The sequence below is a fragment of the Achromobacter sp. 1012554356 genome (genome assembly GCF_059760815.1).
This window is the reverse complement of sequence record NZ_JCBANC010000024.1, coordinates 52,629-70,223: the sequence shown is the minus strand read 5'-3', so window position 1 is coordinate 70,223 and position 17,595 is coordinate 52,629. Positions and strand designations below refer to the sequence as shown.

Annotated in this window: 12 protein-coding genes; 1 reads left to right on the top strand and 11 read right to left on the bottom strand. The window is 65.9% G+C overall.

From position 1 onward, the window contains the following. Positions 1 to 7: 7 nt before the first annotated feature. The 9 genes from AC6LJW_RS14530 to AC6LJW_RS14490 are packed head-to-tail and all read right to left on the bottom strand — an operon-like array spanning position 8 to position 10,311. Complete coding sequence (locus tag AC6LJW_RS14530) at positions 8 to 1,642, bottom strand: arylsulfatase (RefSeq protein WP_427985477.1); 1,635 nt, start codon at positions 1,640 to 1,642, stop codon at positions 8 to 10. 48 nt (positions 1,643 to 1,690) lie between these two features. After that, positions 1,691 to 2,725 (bottom strand): haloacid dehalogenase-like hydrolase, encoded by a 1,035-nt coding sequence (locus AC6LJW_RS14525; protein WP_498087632.1) that lies wholly within the window; start codon positions 2,723 to 2,725, stop codon positions 1,691 to 1,693. Next, entirely contained in the window at positions 2,722 to 4,146 is a 1,425-nt protein-coding gene (locus AC6LJW_RS14520) for a BatD family protein (RefSeq protein WP_498087631.1), read from the bottom strand. Before AC6LJW_RS14520 ends, AC6LJW_RS14525 begins: the two co-directional genes overlap by 4 nt. Next, positions 4,143 to 5,654: a VWA domain-containing protein gene (locus tag AC6LJW_RS14515; RefSeq protein WP_498087630.1), complete on the bottom strand. Its 1,512-nt coding sequence runs from the start codon at positions 5,652 to 5,654 to the stop codon at positions 4,143 to 4,145. The genes AC6LJW_RS14520 and AC6LJW_RS14515 overlap by 4 nt, the downstream gene beginning before the upstream one ends. Next, positions 5,639 to 6,667 carry a VWA domain-containing protein gene (locus AC6LJW_RS14510; protein ID WP_427985482.1) on the bottom strand — a complete coding sequence of 343 codons (1,029 nt, stop codon included), beginning with the start codon at positions 6,665 to 6,667 and terminating at the stop codon, positions 5,639 to 5,641. Before AC6LJW_RS14510 ends, AC6LJW_RS14515 begins: the two co-directional genes overlap by 16 nt. Next, the gene (locus AC6LJW_RS14505; RefSeq protein WP_427985483.1) at positions 6,654 to 7,154 is read right to left on the bottom strand and encodes a DUF4381 domain-containing protein; all 501 of its coding nucleotides are present in this window, start codon (positions 7,152 to 7,154) and stop codon (positions 6,654 to 6,656) included. Before AC6LJW_RS14505 ends, AC6LJW_RS14510 begins: the two co-directional genes overlap by 14 nt. Next, positions 7,151 to 8,116 carry a DUF58 domain-containing protein gene (locus AC6LJW_RS14500; RefSeq protein WP_498087628.1) on the bottom strand — a complete coding sequence of 322 codons (966 nt, stop codon included), beginning with the start codon at positions 8,114 to 8,116 and terminating at the stop codon, positions 7,151 to 7,153. The genes AC6LJW_RS14505 and AC6LJW_RS14500 overlap by 4 nt, the downstream gene beginning before the upstream one ends. An 8-nt stretch (positions 8,117 to 8,124) precedes the next feature. Then, the gene (locus tag AC6LJW_RS14495; RefSeq protein ID WP_498087627.1) at positions 8,125 to 9,105 is read right to left on the bottom strand and encodes an AAA family ATPase; all 981 of its coding nucleotides are present in this window, start codon (positions 9,103 to 9,105) and stop codon (positions 8,125 to 8,127) included. A gap of 57 nt (positions 9,106 to 9,162) precedes the next feature. Next, a complete protein-coding gene (locus tag AC6LJW_RS14490) occupies positions 9,163 to 10,311 on the bottom strand; it encodes a formylglycine-generating enzyme family protein (protein WP_498087626.1) in 1,149 nt (382 codons plus the stop codon). 316 nt (positions 10,312 to 10,627) lie between these two features. On the opposite strand from AC6LJW_RS14490, the gene AC6LJW_RS14485 reads away from it, so the two are divergent. Continuing rightward, positions 10,628 to 10,843, top strand: coding sequence for a hypothetical protein (locus tag AC6LJW_RS14485; RefSeq protein ID WP_056561352.1), 216 nt, complete (start codon positions 10,628 to 10,630; stop codon positions 10,841 to 10,843). Between the two features lie 125 nt (positions 10,844 to 10,968). On the opposite strand, the gene AC6LJW_RS14480 is transcribed toward AC6LJW_RS14485, so the two are convergent. Continuing rightward, positions 10,969 to 13,401, bottom strand: coding sequence for a membrane-bound PQQ-dependent dehydrogenase, glucose/quinate/shikimate family (locus AC6LJW_RS14480; RefSeq protein ID WP_498087625.1), 2,433 nt, complete (start codon positions 13,399 to 13,401; stop codon positions 10,969 to 10,971). A gap of 333 nt (positions 13,402 to 13,734) precedes the next feature. Further along, the gene (locus tag AC6LJW_RS14475) at positions 13,735 to 17,595 is read right to left on the bottom strand and encodes a cobaltochelatase subunit CobN (protein WP_498087624.1); all 3,861 of its coding nucleotides are present in this window, start codon (positions 17,593 to 17,595) and stop codon (positions 13,735 to 13,737) included.

The following is a 17,595-nucleotide window of genomic DNA, read 5'->3' as shown; positions in this document are numbered from 1 at the left end:
GCCCTGCCTACTTGCCCTGCTTTTTGGCTTGCTGCTCGAAGTATTCCTCGATCTTCTTGTCCACTTCCTTCTGCACTTGATCGGTGCTGAAGCTGGGCGGATTCTGACTCGGCGGCCATTCGATGAAGGTCTGGAGGAACTCTCCTGCCTTGGCCGATCCGATGAAGGCAAGATACGCGTTCTTCGTAATCCAGTCGTTGTACTGGTCTGAGACGATGTCGGCGCGCTCATAGGGATCCATGCGCAGGTTGAACACCTTGGGCACGCGCAGGCACACGAACGGCTCCTTCCATACCTCGAACCCGCCAGGTGACTTCTGTTCGCAAAAGACGACCTTCCAATTCTCAAACCGCATGGCGACCAGCAGGCCGTCATCGTTGAAGTAATAGAAGTCTTCGCGTGCGCTCTTGTCGCTCTTTCCGGTCAGGTAATCCAGTTGGTTGTAACCGTCCAGGTGCACCTTGAAGTCGCGGTTCGCGCCGTTGGGGCGCCATCCCTTGAGCAGGCGATCCTTCACGCCATCGTCGCCCGCGGCCGCCAACAGCGTCGGGAACCAGTCCAAACCCGACACGATATCGTTCCTGACGGAGCCGGCCTCGATGTGCCCCGGCCAACGGATCATCGCGGGTACGCGGAAGGCGCCTTCCCAATTGGTGTCCTTTTCGCTGCGGAACGGCGTGGTGGCGGCATCCGGCCAACTGAACTGGTTGGGCCCGTTATCCGTCGTGTAGATCACGATGGTGTCTTTGGTGATACCCAGATCGTCCAGCTTCTTGAGCAGTTTGCCCACGTCCTGGTCGTGCTCCCACATCCCGTCGGCGTAGTCATTACCCGGCATCCCGCTCTTTCCCTGATGCTCCGGCCGGATGTGCGTGAACAAGTGCATGCGGGTGGTGTTCATCCACAGAAAAAAGGGCTTTTCCGCCTTGCCGTGCTTGTCCAGGTAGTCCAGCGCCGCGCCAACGGTTTCGTCGTCGATGGTTTCCATGCGCTTGGTGGTCAACGGGCCGGTGTCTTCGATCTTGCCATCGGCCGACGCCTTGATCACACCACGGGGCATGTAGCTCTTGATTACGGGGTCTGTGGGGTTTTTCGGGAAGTACGGACGCTCGGGCTCTTCTTCGGCGTTCAGGTGATAGAGGTTGCCGAAGAATTCATCGAAGCCGTGCTTGGTCGGCAGGTACTCGTCGCGGTCACCCAAATGGTTCTTGCCGAATTGCGCCGTGTTGTAGCCCTGGCTTTTCAGGGCTTGCGCAATCGTGATGTCGCGATCCTGCAACCCCACGGGCGCGCCCGGGATGCCAACCTTGGACAGGCCGGTGCGGCGCGGCGACTGGCCGGTAATGAAGGTCGATCGGCCAGCGGTGCAACTATTCTCTGCGTAGTAGTCGGTGAAAATCGCGCCCTCTTTTGCGATCCGGTCGATATTTGGCGTCCTGTAGCCCACCAAGCCATTCGTATACGCACTGATATTGGCCTGTCCCACGTCATCTCCGAAGATCACAAGGATGTTCGGCTTCTTTCCGGACGTTTGCGCCTGCGGGCTGGACTGAGCACTCTGGGCCTGCGCATGTGCGCCGCCCATCATCCCCAGTCCGCTCGCGGCCACCAGCGCCGCCCCTAACCATCGAATTGCTTTCATGACTGCTCTCCTCGCCCAAATGGGCATGTAATCCCAAGTCAATCCTGCTTAAGGCTTTTCGAACGCGTAAATCCGATTCCACTCCGTTTTCATATCAACAACCGTCCATCCGCTGCGCTGCGCTTCGTCCAATGCTCGGTCCAGTTTCCCGACGATGGAATCCCGGTCGTAGGCCCACTCGCGCTGCGCGTCGGTGTGGTGAACGATGCCGGCGAAGCGTTTGCCTTCGCCCGCGGTCGTCCACTGCAACATCTGGAGATCACCATCGGAATTGCCGAAGGCCAATAGCGGTCGACGGCCGATGTAGCGTTGGATGGCCACCGGTTTACCTGGTCCGTCGTCGTTGAACTCGAGCTTGTCGTGGCGCCAGAGCACCGGCTTGCCACCGCGCATTTCGAAAGTGGTCGTGAACCCGCTGCCGATGACTTGCTCCGGCGGCACGCCGTACGCGGCCTGCGCCCAAGGACGCATGAATTCGGTTTCGCCGCCCGACACGATGTAGGTCTTGAAGCCATGCGCGCGCAGGTAGTCCAACAGTTCGCGCATCGGCAGGAAGGTCATCGACGTATAAGGCTGATCGAACCTGGGATGCCGAGCCGTCGCCGTCCACTGGGTCACGCTTTGCGTAAAGTCGTCCACGGTCATGCCCGTGTGCGTCGCGCCCATGATCTTCAGCAGCCCCTGCTCCCCGGATTTCGCCAAGGCGGCCTTATCGCCGTCGATTACCGCCTTGAACGGCTGGCGCTTGGCCCAGTCGGGATGCGCGGGCGCCATCTCCTTGACCCGGTCCAGCGCGAACAGCATTTCAAAATAGAGCGGCTGCTCGGACCACAGCGTGCCATCGTTGTCGAAGACAGCGATGCGTTCCTCGTTTGCAACGAAGTCCGGACTGCCCGGTTGGGTTACGGCATGTACGAAATCCACGATCGCGGTGCGCGATGGCCCGTCGTTCCACGAAGGCAGGTCCACTTGCGCAGGCGGCGCCTTCTGCGGAGAGGCGCAAGCCGCCAACAACAGCGCGATGAAGGCCGACGCCAACCACGCTGCCCACCCATGCCGTGCTTCAGTCGTTTGCTTCATCATTGGCTTCCTTGCGCATCGTGCGCGGTTACGGTTCGTTCAGCGTGGGCCGGGTTCAAATCGTCCGCCAGGGCATGCACGCGAGCCGGCGCGTGGCATCTTCTCCAGCGCTGTCTCCAATGAATCGAAGCCCGCCACAGCATGCCCCGCCAGGCCGCGGTGGGCCCCGGTGTACCGTACGCGCCGCGCAGCACCGCTGCCGCCGTCTGCCGGGAATCCTGGCCTGACGGCGCGACAGCCGCGCGCAAATCTCGCGCGCCCGACGCCACGCGCAGCCAGCGATAGAAGGCGCCAAGCGTTGGGGTCTGCCGGCGCGCTTCATGCCGCCATGCGCGCCAGTGCCAGGCTTCGCTTGCACGGCGCGTGGCGGCCGCTTGGTCCGCACGCACGCGCAACGCCCGGGCAAGGCGTTGCCACACGGGCCAGGTCAGCCACAAAGAGACGATGACGGCCAGCAGGCCCGCGCCCCACGCCAGCCAGGCCCTCGGGATGACCCAGCGCAGTCCATGGCGCAACTGGGCCAGGTCTTCCGACAGCGAGAATGGCGGCGTGACCGCAGGCGCTGGCGCCACGGTGAATTCCCGTCCGGGCAATTCCGATTTGGCGGGTGCGCCGGTCGCGCCATCGCGCCATCGCACGGTCAGCGGCGGCAGCTGGAATGTCCCTGCCGTTTGCGCGACGTAATCGGCGCGGTCGATCCGCTGACCGCCGATGAAGCCGCCGCGGCCATCGTCCAGGGGGGTCACTTCCGGTTCGCGCGGGTAGCGTTTGAATCCTGGCAGGTCCGGCAGCACGACGGCAGGCAGAAGCATCGCCTGCACGCCTTCGGCGCGCTGCGTCACGGACCGTGTGATCCGCCCGCCCACGACCACTGGATCGGGCGCTATCGAGAAGTCCTGGGTGACGGTCATTTTTCCGGCCGCCACCGCTTGCCCGGCGCCGGCCGTCTGCGGCAGCACGGAAAACGAGACAGGCTTGCTTGTTCCCGATGCCACCGGGCCGCCAGGGCCGACCTTGGCGGTCACCGGCAAGGCGGGCACGTGGATGACGCCCGCAGCTGTCGGACTCAGTACATAGGTGTAACGCACGCCGCTGTAGGAAACCCCGTCGAAGGAATCGCGTACCAATTCGCCTTCGCCCTGTGGCGGCGTCACCAGCACGCCCGGAATATCGAGCGGGGGCAACATCGGCGGTTGGGTGAACCAGGTCGACGTCAGCACTTCAAGCTCCAGCCGCACTGTCGCGCCCACCCGCACCTCTGACGGCGCCTGTACGGTTGCTGTGACCCGCAAGGCCGGCGTGTCTTGCGCGATCACGGCGCCAGGCAGGCCAAGCAGGCCGACGAGGCCAAGCGGGCCCGTGAGGCGATACAAGGCCAAAGCGCCCTGCATCATGAATGAAAGCACCCGATGCACACCGCTCATGGGCGCCCTCCTGCCGCGTCTTCGACGGCGAACCGGCCGCGCAGAAAGCGCGTGGGCGACAACGTCAGATTGCGCAACCAGACGTCTTCGGATGCCGCCTGGGCGACCGGAGCGGCAACCATCTTGCCGTCCTTTGCCGTCTTGTCCGCGATCGTCTGATCCGGCGGCTCGGCCTGGCTGCCCTGCTCTTCCTGGCTCATCGCCGCCAGCAGCCGTTCGACGATGCCCCGGTTCACGGCGGCGGCCTCCCAGCCCGGCGACATGGCCAGGGCGCGGTCGTAAGCGGCCAATGCAGCGTCGTACTGCCGAAGGCGCGTCTGGGTATTGGCCACATAGAAGACGCCCTCGCGGGTATCCACCTTTGAAAACGCGGCCAAGGCGTCGGCGTACTTGCCCGCCTGATAGGCGGCCCGTCCTTTCCAGTACGGATCCTGGAAAAGCGTCGCAGCTTCTTCGAAGCGGCCACTATCGAACGCCCGGCGGCCCTGCTGATCCGCCGTCAAAAACGCGTCGGCCAACGGGTTTGCGTGCGATTGCGCCGGCACGCCCACCGATGCGGCGATCACGATCACGGCCATCCAGGCCACATTCCAACCCCGCCGTACCGTCAACCATGCCAGCAATGCGAGGGGCCAGCAGAGCCAATAGCCCGCATCCTTCCAGTGAATGGCGCCGGATTGCGCATCCTGCACGGCCTGGAAGTGCTGCTGCGCGTGCAGCGTGATCCAATCCAGGTCGTCTGGCGTGGCGGTAAGGCTGCCCAGCGGCGCGCCCGCCGCCCGGGCCAAGTCTTGCAGTGCAGCCTTATCCAGTCCCGATTGCCCCACTGCCATCACCAGCACCTGCAGGTCAGCCGCTGCTTGCGCGCGCTGACGTACCGCGTCCTGGCTGCCGGCATCGGCGCCGTCGGTCAGCAGCAGCAATGTGCCGCCGGCACGTTCGGCCGCCAGCACCTGAGCGGCCAACGCGATGGCGCCCGCCGCGTCCCGCCCTTGCGGGCCGATCAGATCCGACGCCAACGCCTGCGTGAACAGGTCCAGCAAGTTGGTGTCGTCGGTGGGCGGCAGCACCAGGTGGCTGCTGCCCGCGTAGGCGATCAAGCCCGTCTTGGCGCCGGCGCGGCGGGCGGCCAGATCCCGCACGAGGTGCTTTGCCGCTTCCAGGCGTGTGGGTGGAACGTCGGCGCCGTCCATGGACGGTCCCAGTGCGACGGCCACGATCAGCGGCGCCACATTGTCCAGAAATTCGGGCTGATCGCGATGCCATGCCGGGCCGGCGGCGGCGACGGAACCGATAGCCAGAATCAGCGCCAATGCGTCGATCGGGCGCGGCCCTCGGCTGCCGGGCGAACGCACGATCAGATAAGGCAGCAGCGCGGGCGAGATCCGGCTGGCGCGCCCCACGGCGTCCCCTTCGCCACGCCGCGCCCACCAGAGCAGCGCCGCCCCAAGCAGGCCCAACAACCACCAGGGGCGCAAGAAGTGGAAGGCGCTCAGATCGAGGTCCATGCTTGCCCCTCTTCTGTTCGTTCATCGTGCGGGACCTGCGTGCGGCGAAGCCGCCATGCGGAGATCGCGGCCACCCCATGCCAGGCGACCAGCAGGCAGAGAGCGAGCCCCAGCGGCAGCCAGAAATAGTCGCGCTTGGGCTGATGCCGCAGGGTCTTGACCTCTCGCGGCGTGATGCGGTCCAGCGTTGCATACACAGACTGCAGGCTGGCCAGGTCTTCCGCCTTGAAGAACTGCCCGCCGGTGGCCCGCGCAATTCCTTCCAACATGCCGAAGTCGACGCGGTCCTCGCCCGTCGCGGCAGCATCGCCGATACCGATGGTATGCACGATGATGTGGTGCTGTGCCGCCAACGCGGCGGCGCGCGCAGGCGGCACGGCGCTGCCTGTGTCATTGCCGTCGGTCAACAGGATCAATACCTTGTCCCGCTCTTTCGCGGCATCCAGCATCCGTATGCCCAGGCCGATGGCGTCGCCAATGGCCGTGTTGGGACCCGCCATGCCCACGGCCGTCCGATTCAGCAGCAACGTCAGCGCAACGTGGTCGGCCGTCAGCGGCGCCTGCGGATAGGCGCTGGTCCCAAATACGATCAACCCCAGCCTGTCATCTGGCCGCTTGGCGATGAAGTCCGCCACCACGGCCTTGACCGCCGTCCACCTTGATTCGGGATGCCCCTGCGCATTTCGGAAATCAGCGGTGTCCATCGACTGTGAGATATCGACGGCCAGAAGGACGTCTCGAACCGCCTCGGTGTGCGTCAGCGGCGGCTCGACCCATTGCGGACGTGCCAGCGCCACCACCATCAGCAACCAGACTGCGATATTCAGCCAGAGCTGGCCAGCGCGGACCCGCACGCCTGGCCGCGACGGCGTTTGCCCAATGATCGCGGCAACGGAATCGAAGAACGGGACGCGCAGCGCATTGCGTTGCTGTACATAGGCGGGCAGCCAGCGATAGGCTGCCAACGCAAGCGGCGCAGCGACGAGCAACCAGGGATACTCAAGCCTCCACATGATGCTTCACCACCCATTCGCGGCTGGCCCGGATCAACTGCGACAACGATGCGCCGTCCAGGCCACGCACCGCGTCGTCCGGCGCATAGGCCAGCAGCCGCATCAGTTCAGCCGCGTTCTTCGGAAAGCCCGCAGGCACGTCGTGCTCCAGGTAGCGGATCCATGGCTCGCCACTCAGTGACGCCACCGCAGCGCGCCCATCCGGCGGCTGGGCCGCCAGCGCCGTGCGCTTGAGCAGCGCTGGCAGGCCACGTGCGGCCAAGGAATCCTCGGCCGTAGCCCGAGCCAGTTGCCGCAACGCTTGCAATGCCTGGCGCCGATACAGGTTGCGGTGACGCCGGCGCCATATGACCGCTGCCGCCCATGCGCCGCCAGCCAGCAGCAGGACGGCCAGAACGGCCCAACCCCAAGTCTCGGGCCAGTACGGCACGGGTGCCGGCAACGGCAGTTCGCGCAACTGATCCAACCCCGGCAGCGCCTCGCTCATGCTGGCCTCCCCCTTTGCCGCGGCGTGACCGCCGCCGTCGCCTGCTTGCCGAGCTCGCGCCGCAACTGAGGCAGTTCTTCCTCTGCCGTATTGATGGACAGCAACGGCACGCGGCTTCGGTGCAGCACATCCGCCACCCGGCGAAGGCGGTCACCAAAGAAACTCGCCAGTGGCTCGCGTTCCCGCCGTTGGCCCACTGCGACTTCCACCTGCAATTCGCCCTGCGTGACCACCAGCCGACCGCTACGAGGCAATTGCTGCGCCATCGGGTCGAACACCAGCATGCCCAGCACGTCGTTGTGCGCCGCCAGCAGCCTCAGGATGCGCAAGGTGTCGTCGTCCGCGCCGGCAAAATCGCTGATGACGCAGACCAGGCAATCGTGCGGCGCGTTCAGAAGCGCGCCGCGCAGCGCACGGTTCAAGCCTTGCTCGGCCGGCGCATCGGGCCGCTCGGCGGACAGGTTGGCATTCGCCGACGCCACTGCAGCCAGGAATGCACGGATCCGGTCGCGGCTTCGCAAGGGTTTGAACGCCTTTACCCCGCCATCGTCGAACACAAGACCGCCGACGCGGTCCCCTCCCCGGTAGGCTATCCACGCGGCAATCGCGGCCAGCCGCGCCGCGACGGCGCTCTTGAATGCACGCACGGAGCCGAAGTACATGCTCATGCGTTGGTCCACGACGATCATCGCGGGACGGTCACGTTCCTCGGTGTACGAACGCACGAACGGCTTGCCGTAGCGCAACGATGCGCGCAGGTCCAGGCGGCGCAGGTCATCACCGGCCACGTAACGCCGAAGCTCCGCAAAATCCAGCCCCCGGCCCCGCAGCCGGGACCCATGTGGGCCCGCGAGCACGCTGCTAAGGGGTTGGTTCGCGAGAAACGACAATCCGCTCGCCGCTGACTCCAGTGCGATCAACTCGGACAACGGCGGATGGACGGGGTGCGGCGCGCGATTCATGGGAACTACTACGCCGGCACGGCGACAACGTCCAGGACACGATCGATGACCTGATCTGCCGTAATCCCATCGGCCACCGCATCGTAGGAAAGATGCAAGCGATGGCGCAGCACCGCGTGAGCCACCGCGCGCACGTCGTCCGGCGCGCTGAAGTCGGCGTCTTCCAGCCACGCATGGACGCGGGCGGCTCGGTCCAGCGCAATGGCGCCGCGAGGGCTAGCGCCGACTTGAATCCATCGGCCCAGATCCGCGTCATGGTCGGCGGGACGACGCGTGGCGTTCACAAGGTCCACCGTATAGCGATCCACCGCCGGCGCCACATGGACCGCCGCCGCTTCGGTTCGGCAGGCGAAGAGCGTTTCCTGGGAAATGCGGGCCGCCTCGGTACGCACTGCCGCGCCGTCGTCCTGGGTTGCGCCGCGAAGCATCGCCAACATCGCCATTTCGTCCTCGGCGCCGGGATAGTCCAGCTTTATCTTCATCAGGAAGCGATCCATCTGGGCCTCAGGCAACGGATACGTACCCTCTTGCTCGATCGGGTTCTGCGTGGCCAGCACCATGAAAAGCTCGGGCATCTTGCGCGTGTTGCTGCCAACCGTGATCTGTCTTTCCTCCATGGCTTCGAGCAACGCCGATTGCACCTTGGCCGGCGCCCGGTTGATCTCGTCGGCCAGGATGAGGTTGCCGAACAGCGGTCCGGCCTGGAACGCGATGCGATTGCGCCCTTCGGCATCCTGCTGCAGCACATCGGCCCCGGTGATGTCCGACGGCAGCAGGTCGGGCGTGAACTGGATCCGGCTCATGTCGGCCGCCAGGTGCGACGCGAGGGCCTTGACCATGCGCGTCTTGGCCAGCCCGGGAAGACTTTCAAGCAGCACATGGCCGTCGGCCACCAGTGCGATCAGCATTTGGCGTATTACCGCCGCCTGTCCCAGGACCTCCTGGGATATCGCCGCTTCCAAAGCCAGAATTCCGTCGCGCTGCGCCATGCTTGACCCTCTTGTCCACTGCAAACGGGCTCACCGGGACGGATGCCCGGTAAGGAATCAACGGCTGGCGACGCGTCCTGACTGGCTTTGCGCCTGCTTCCATTGTTCAGGCGTCATCACTGTGCGAAAGCCAAGGTGGGACATGCCGTTCAAGGGGTCGTTGCCCCGCCGCGCGCTGGCGCGGTAGCTGATGCAGTAGGTGTCGCTGCACAGGAAAGAGCCGCCTCGCGTGACGCGTTTTGGCGCGGACGCGGGGACGTTTCCGTCGTCGGGGTCAAAGCTGTCCGCGGGTCCGGCGGGGTCTTGTGGCGGTTGCCGGTACTGGGCCTGGATGCGGAACGCATCCGCGCGGTACCAATCTGCCGTCCACTGCCAGACGTTGCCGGCCATGTCATAGAGGCCGTACGCGTTGGCCGGGAACGTGCCGACCGGCGTCGTGCCAACCTGGATCTTCTCGTCCTTGACCACCGGGAACGGCTGCTGTTGCCGCGTATCCCAGATGTTGGCCATGGGCTTGCCGCCGGGGCTGAGCTCATCGCCCCAAGCATAGGTCGCCTGTTCGAAGCCGCCACGCGCGGCGAACTCCCATTCCGCTTCCGTGGGCAGACGCTTGCCTGCCCACTTTGCATACGCCTGCGCATCGTCGTAGGAGACCTGGACAACGGGATGGTCGTCCTTGCCGGTGATATTGCTGCCCGGTCCTTGCGGTTGACGCCAATTCGCGTCTGGCACGAACCGCCACCAGCGGCTGTAATCGCGTAAAGACACTTCCGATTCGGTCCCGATAAAGACCATGGCGCCCGGCACCAGCAAGGTCTCGTCCGGACGCGGCGTGCCCGGGGGAAGCTGCACTTTCAAGTCTTCCCACTTCGGCTTTTGCTCCGCCGTCGTCACATAGCCCGTGGCATCGACGAAACGGCGGAATTCCGCATTCGTGACATCGTGTACGTCCATCCAGAAACCGGTGACTCGAACCCGATGAGCAGGCAACTCGTTCGGCTGCGAGAGTTTGTGGTCGTTGCCCATCAGAAATTCCGCAGGCGGGATCCAGGCCATGCCGGCCGGCCCTTGCTTGCCGTCGCCCAGCATCGCCGCGACAGCGGCGGGCTTTGACGTCAAGCTGAATCCCGCGACATAGGCGCCCAGCGCGCTGGCTCCAAGAAGCACGCCGGCCACCGTCAGTCCAACTTTCAACTGCTGCTTCACGTACCCCTCCGTACTGCTCGGTATTCAAGACGGCACGCCAGTGCGCTGGCGCATGGGTAACACGCAATGCTGGTCACATAACAGGGGAAATGCACGCGGCGAATGCCGACGGAGACGCTCAGAATGCACTACTCGAGTGCGGGGTAACTCGTCTCGTTTCTTGCGATATTCATTTATCTTGCCGATGTCGCCAGGGATTATCTATTACATTTTGTTAGCGACACCCCCTGCGCACTACGCCTTCCGGCTATTCCAGGTTGCATGCCTTCCCGACTACGATCCTTATTTTTCAGCGACTTATGAAGAGGCTGCGGAGATGACTACCACCTACTTTGGCCTGACCGTCGTGAAAGACCGCCTGGTGCGGCTGAACGACATTCGTCGCCTGCCGTTCTTCTCGTTCTGGGAAGAAAGCAGCCGGGGCTCGGCGCTTTGCGAAGGCGATGAGGGAGAGATGTTTGTGTTCCTAAACGACTGGGAAAACTTTTCGGATCTCTTCATCAAGACGGGGAAGCATCGCTACAGCCAATAATCGGCTTGGTGGGCGCCCCGGTGGCGTTGTACAAGCTGTACCGCACCCGCACGCTGCAATCCCGGCTTTGACCCAAAGAAAAAGGCGCTCCGAAGAGCGCCTTGATCCTACGCTTACCGCACCGTTCAGATCTTGCCCGGCAATGCGTAAGCGATCACGTAGTCGCCGCGGTCCGGCGAGTTGCGGGCGCCGCCGGCCGAGATGACGATGTACTGCTTGCCATCGGCGGTCGACTTGTAGCTGATGGGCGTGCCCTGGCTGCCGACCGGCAGGCGGACCTTCCACACTTCCTTGCCCGTCCCGGCATCGTAGGCGCGCAGGTAGTAGTCCTGCGTGGCGGCGATGAACACCAGACCGCCCTGCGTGGCGAGCGTGCCGCCGATGGTGGGCATGCCGATCGGGATCGGCAGGCCCAGCTTGACGCCGAAGGGGCCGGTGTCCTGCACGGTGCCGACCGGCACCTGCCAGACCATCTTCTGCGTCTTCAGGTCCACGGCCGTCAGCGTGCCGAACGGCGGCGCCTGGCACGGGATCTCCAGCGGCGACATGAAACGCACCTTGGCGTTGATCGCATAGGGCGTGCCGGACAGGGCCACGGGGCCCTGGATCGCGGCGGCTTCATTGCCGTCGCTCTTCTTGGCGTTGGCGCCGGCTTCGACCAGTTGCACTTCCAGGCCGACGCGCATGTCGTTGATGAAAAGGTAGCCGTTCACCGGGTCGATCGAGATGCCACCCCAGTTCATGCCGCCCAGCGAACCCGGCAGGTTCAGCGACGGATCCGTGCCCGGCGGCGTGAACAGGCCCGTGTAGCGCTTGGACTTGAAGTGGATGCGGCACAGCAGCTGATCGAACGGCGTGGCGCCCCACATGTCCGATTCCTTCATGTCGTTCGCGCCGATCGAAGGCATGCCGACGGAAAACGGCTGGGTCGGCGAGTAGGTTTCGCCGGGGATGTTGCCGGCTGGCACCTTGCGCTCTTCGACGCGCGTAAGCGGCTTGCCGGTCTGGCGGTCCAGCACGAAGATCTGGCCGGCCTTGGTGCCGAACACCAGCGCCGGCACGGTCTTGCCGTCGACGGGGAAGTCGGCGAAGGACGGCTGCATCGGGACGTCGAAGTCCCACAGGTCGTCATGCACGGTCTGGTAGACCCACTTCTCGCGGCCGGTGCTGGCATCGACGGCCAGCACGGACGCGCCGTACTTGCGGTCGAGCGCAGTGTGCTTCACGCCCCACAGGTCGACGGCGGCGCTGCCCACCGGCATGAACACGGTGTTCGACTGCGCGTCATACGACATCGGCGCCCACACGTTCGGGGTCGAGCGTGCGTAGGTCTGGCCGTCGGCGGGCGCGGCCTGGTCTTCCGGATTGCCCGGATCGAAGGCCCAGCGCAGCTCGCCGGTAATCACGTCGAAGCCACGCACCACGCCGCCAGGCATATCGGTGCTGACGTTGTCCGCCACGCGGCCGCCGATCACGATGGTGGTGCCGGCCAGCGTCGGGGCCGAGGTCGGGTAGTACTCGCCCTTGTCGGCGCCCTTGCCCATGCCGGCGCGCAGATCCACGCGGCCTTGCTTGCCGAAATCGGCGCAGAAGGCGCCGGTGTCGGCGTCCAGTGCGATCAGCTCGGGCGTCACGCTGTTCATCAGGATGCGGCGGCGGCAGGCGGCGCCGGCGCCCAGGCTCACGGCCTTGACCGGCGTCGCGCCCTCGACGGTGGGCTGCTCAAGCGGCGCATCGATATCGAAATAGGCCAGGCCGCGGCAACGCATCCACTTCTTCTGTTTGGCGTTGATCTCGACCTTCCAGAGTTCCTTGCCCGTGGTGGCGTCCAGCGCGATCACGTTGTTGTGCGGGCTGCACAGGAATACGCGGTTGCCGATCTGCAGCGGGGTCTGCTGGTCTTCGGCGCCGCCGCCACCGGGGCTGACGGGGGTGTCGCCCGTACGGTAGGTCCAGGCAACCTCAAGGTCCTTCACGTTGTCGCGCGTGATCTGGTCCAGCGCTGCAAAGCGGGTACCGCCGGCGGTGTTGCCGTAGTGCGCCCAGTCCTTTTGTTCCTGGCCGGGTGCGACGGGCTTGAGCGCCAGGGTCTCGCCTTGCGACACGGGCGCGTGCGGCACGAACATGCCGGCCACGGTCGCGATGAAGGCCAGCGCCAGCACGGCGGCGGCAATGCGGGCCGGCGCCGGATTGGCCGGCAGCTTCTGCGCGCGGCGCAGCAGCGGCTGCGACAGCGCGACCAGGATGCCGAAGCCCACGAACACCAGCACGCGGGAGACGAGCGGCCAGAATTGCAGGCCGACGTCGATGACTGCCCAGATGGCGGTGCCGATCAGCGCCAGCGCGAAAAGCAGGCCGCCATTGGCGCGGCGGCGGGCGATCTGGATGCCGGAGATGGCGAGCACAACGCCGCACACCACGAAATACCAGCTTCCATTCAGGGCCACCAGACGCGCGCCGTGGTAACCGAAAAACAGCCCGGCGGCCAGAATGCACGCGCCCAGCACAAACAGCCACACTTTTGCGAGCGCGGACAGGTCTTTATGTTGTTGATTCATAAGGGATTCCAAAACGAGACGGCCACTCAGTCAGCAATGCGTCTCAATGACCGGGCCAGAGTATAAGGGTTTGTCCTAGGTCAAGGAACCCGCAGCGGCGGCTAAATCTGATTCGGGTTGAGCTGCATCCCGTACGCAGCGCCCCATCGGTCGTACGAGCGGATCCATAACGTCCCGCAGGCCGAGCACGAAAAATGCGCATGGCGGCGACCTGCATGTTCCGGTGCAGTGGCGTCCACCCGCTGGACGCCACGGTACATCAGACGCGGATGCGCCTCGACCCGGCCGCCGTTCGCCAGCGCGTGGCAATGCGGGCACAGCCCTTTCAACGCGTCACCATCTTGGGCGCAGGAGCATGCCTGCCAATATGGCGGCCAAGGCGATCAGCGCCAGCGGCCAATGTCGTGAAGCGGCGGGATCCGGCGCGTCGGCGGCCTGGCGCGCTTGCAGCGCATAGCCTTCGACGACGGCGCCCTCGCCCATCTGGTCGCCAGTCTCGCCGCCCGGCACGCGAGCCGGCGCCTGTTGCCCGCCCGGCGATGCGCCGCAGTCCGCGGCCCCGCAGGCGTTGCGCGCGGCCTGCCGGCTGTCTGCCAGCGCGGCAGCCAATTCGCTACGCTGCTGCCCGTCGGCCTTCCAGGCGCCCCGGTCGATGGCCGCCAGCAGGGTCTCGATCAGGTTTTCGCGTGCCGCCGGATTGCTGGCCTCGAAGTAAGTCTTCAGGCCGAGGTCATGCTTGTCGTCGACATACACCTCCTTGACGTGCGCCCAGTCCGCGTCGCTGACGAGATCCGGTGTGGTGGTGTCCCACAGCAGCAGATTGGCCGGCAGCTCGGCCATGTAGCGGGCGCCGTTGTAGCCGCTACCCTGCATCGCCTGGATCCACGCGGGATTGAGGTAGCGGGTGGCCAGCTCGCGGTTGAACGTGCGCGACAGCGATTCCATCCGCACGTCGCCCCGCCGCATGTTTCGCGTATCGGCCACGTAGTTGCTGATCTGGCGTCCGGTCTGCTGGCGCACCGCCATGCCGATTCCGCCCAGATACGCGGCGGGCATGCTGGTGTCCAGCAAGCCATACGCGTTTGAGCTGCGGCTGAAGACGGCCGCGTCCACGCCCGAAAGCTGGGCGGCGAAGGCCTCGGCGTCGGCCGCGCCCGAGTCGGTTTCCCCGTAGGCATGGCCAAGCCTGTCCGTATACAGCCGGGCCAGCCGTTCGTCGGTCCATTCCGCCCCGGCCTGAATGGCAAATTGGGTCGATGGCGAATAGGCGCCGGGCGCTGTCGAGTAGATGCGCCGTCCGGCGCGGGTGGCGGCTTCGCCGGGAGCGACGCCCGCCGCGATCAGGATGCGGCGCGTACTTTGTTCGCTCTGCCGCACCGGGTTGTCGGCCTCCGGCGCGGACGCGGCCAGCCGTGCGGCCTTGGCAAGCATGGCAATCTTGTCGCGGAAATGATCGCGGTAGGTACCTGACGTGGTGACCAGCACATCGACGCGCGCACGCCCCAATGCCGCGCGGTCATCCAGCTCCACGTCGATCACTTCGCCCCGCGGATTCCAGACGGGCCGGGTGCCGAGCAGCCGCATGATCTGCGCTTCGATCATCCCTTCGTTCTGCGCGGACTCGCCAGACCACAGCACGAAGGCGACCTTGCCGGGCACCGCGCCATGCTCGCGCTGGTAGTTGGCGACCAGCTCGTCGGCCAGCTTTGCTCCCTGCTCCCACGCCTGCTTCGTCGGGAGACGCCGGGTTTCAGAGGTGTAGGGATTTCGGCCAGGCGGCAGCGCGTCCGGGTTGCGGATGGCGTCCGCCATGGGTCCCGGCGGGACATAGCGGCCGGCCAGCGCGCCGATCACGGCGTCCATCTCTTGCGGCGCGGCCAGGATGCGTTCGGTGTAGGCCTGAATCCGGGCGGCGGTCTCCGCCGGCAGCGCGGACGGGTCGCCGTCCAGCACGGCGCGCACCGCGCCGATCGCGGGTGCGTCGGCCGAGTCGCCCGCCAGCATGGCCTGCACCATGCTCGCTACCGTGTCCGGCCCCGGCGCCTCTCCCAGCACGTGACCGCCGATCGGGGTGACGGCGCTGTCCATCTCCTGCAGATAGGCCTGCAGGGCCGACGCGAGCGTTGGCCAGTCGGCCGTCTGCGGGTCCACATCGAGCGCCGTGGCAAACGGCTGCGCCGCAGCGCGCGCCGCGTCCTGCGTGGCGGGGGCCGAGGGGCTGGCCGCTTCGAGCGCCTGCCGCAGCGCCTGCACGTGCGGCGCAGCAGGCAGACGGCCGATGGGCGGCATGAATCCGATCGTCACGGCCTGCGTGCGGCGCTTGTTGCCCACGCCGCCGTTGGCCTGCAACGGCGTGGGCTGGATGTGCGGCACATTTCCGATCAGCGCGCCCACCCAGTCGTCGCGGCCGGGCCCCTGCTGTTTGCCGGGCATCAGCGACAGTTGCGTGAAGATCGGCAGATAGGCGTCGGCCTGCCATGACTGCTGCATCCAGAGATAAAACGCGATGTACTGATGGTGCGGCGCCAGCGCACCCGTCGAACGCAGCGCCCCGGCATCCTGCAGATAGCCCCACACCGGATGCGGCATCAGCGCGACCTTGCCGAATCGCAGAATGGGCAGCACGATTGCGCGCTTGCCATCGGAAGCGGTATGCACCATGAGCCGGCCGGGCGGCGGGCCCCATTGCGCTTCGGTCTGCGCGCGCAGCGCTTGCGGCAGCCGTGCATAGGCGCGCAGGTAGTCGGCTTCCGGCAGCAGCACCGCATTGCCGTCGCTCACGCGCCGCGCCATTTCGTCCTGCGCGGCCTGCGTCTTCGCAGGGTCGCGCGCCGGCTGGGACGGATCCCACAGGCCGCCATCGATGTTGGACGCGTCGCGCGCCATCACTTGGGCAAGGTGCGCGGCGTCGGGCAGTGCGGCGTCGCCCACATCGTAGCCCTCTGCTTGCAATCGCCTGAGCAACGCGGCCAGGCTGGCCTGCGCATCGAGATAGGTGTCAGGGTCGCTGCCCACGTCCGCCTGGTCCGCGGCCTCACTGTGGAAGGCGACGACGATCCGTTTGTCGTGGTTGGCCATGCGATGCAGCCGGGCCCAGGCCAGCGCCCGGGCGACACGCCATTCGATCTGCTCGGGGATCGGCACATGGCGCACCGCGCCGTCGGGTTGCACGGTTCGCGCGCCGACCATCATGGGCTCGACGATGCCGCTGACCTCCGACAAGGCCAACTGTCCGCTGCGATCCGGCGCGAAGCCGCCTATGTCGCGCCGCCATTCGTCCGGGGTGCGCGTGTAATCGGTGGTGCAGCCCAGGACGGTGACGCCCAGCGCCCTCGCCTGTTCCACGCCGGCGCGATGATCGCGGTAATCGATCTGGCTGGCGCACAGGATCAGGACATCGATGGCCGCGCGGCCATCCGGTCCCATGAACGATTGCAGCGAATCACGGCTATCGCTGCGCCAGATCGGCACTGGCAGACCGCCCTGCCGTTCGACTTGTGTGATGAGCGCATCGATCACGCCCGTGTTCTCGCCCAGCGCGAGGCTGCGGTAGAACATGATGCCGACCCGAGGCCTGACGGATGCGTCCGGCAGCCGCTGGCCCATCCATGCCATGTAGTCCGCGGGCGATTCGAACGCCTGGGCATGCGCGGGGTGGTAATAAGCATGGTCGGCGTATCGGACGGGTGGTTGGACCTCGCCCGGCATTCCCAACAGACGTGCCCCCAGGTAACCAAAGAGCCGGACGTAATTGCTGACCGTGGCGTTGCGCCAGTAGACGATGGCGTCCGGGACGCTGTCCGCCGCCACGTTGCCGCGCAGCCATTCCGATCCGTTGATCACCAGCACGCGCGTGCTCGCGCCCGCCGCATCGAACTGGCTGCGGTATTGGGCAAGCTTCGGCCCGACGCCTTCCACCAGGACGAGGTCATACGCCGCCAGGTCCACATTGTCGATTCCCGGCAATTGCCCCGATCCGAGCCCGAACAGGTCGATCTGGAACCGGCCGGCCAGGCGCTGAACGGCTGCGCGCAGCGTGGTCGGCTGCTGGGCAACTTCGATCGACACGACGGCGATCCGCGGCGGCGCGGGTGCGGCCAGCAGGGGCGCGACGCCCATCATCGACAGCAGCGAGGCCACTATGAAAAGCAGCGTGAAGGCCAGATATCGCTGCAACGCGGGGTATTTGTTCAA

Excerpts from the sequence above, each read along its gene's own strand:
- AC6LJW_RS14485 (WP_056561352.1), top strand. The coding sequence starts at position 10,628 with ATGACTACCACCTACTTTGGCCTGACCGTCGTGAAAGACCGCCTGGTG.
- AC6LJW_RS14515 (WP_498087630.1), bottom strand. The coding sequence starts at position 5,654 with ATGGACCTCGATCTGAGCGCCTTCCACTTCTTGCGCCCCTGGTGGTTG.
- AC6LJW_RS14480 (WP_498087625.1), bottom strand. The coding sequence starts at position 13,401 with ATGAATCAACAACATAAAGACCTGTCCGCGCTCGCAAAAGTGTGGCTG.
- AC6LJW_RS14530 (WP_427985477.1), bottom strand. The coding sequence starts at position 1,642 with ATGAAAGCAATTCGATGGTTAGGGGCGGCGCTGGTGGCCGCGAGCGGA.
- AC6LJW_RS14495 (WP_498087627.1), bottom strand. The coding sequence starts at position 9,105 with ATGGCGCAGCGCGACGGAATTCTGGCTTTGGAAGCGGCGATATCCCAG.
- AC6LJW_RS14500 (WP_498087628.1), bottom strand. The coding sequence starts at position 8,116 with ATGAATCGCGCGCCGCACCCCGTCCATCCGCCGTTGTCCGAGTTGATC.
- AC6LJW_RS14525 (WP_498087632.1), bottom strand. The coding sequence starts at position 2,725 with ATGATGAAGCAAACGACTGAAGCACGGCATGGGTGGGCAGCGTGGTTG.
- AC6LJW_RS14510 (WP_427985482.1), bottom strand. The coding sequence starts at position 6,667 with ATGTGGAGGCTTGAGTATCCCTGGTTGCTCGTCGCTGCGCCGCTTGCG.
- AC6LJW_RS14505 (WP_427985483.1), bottom strand. The coding sequence starts at position 7,154 with ATGAGCGAGGCGCTGCCGGGGTTGGATCAGTTGCGCGAACTGCCGTTG.
- AC6LJW_RS14520 (WP_498087631.1), bottom strand. The coding sequence starts at position 4,146 with ATGAGCGGTGTGCATCGGGTGCTTTCATTCATGATGCAGGGCGCTTTG.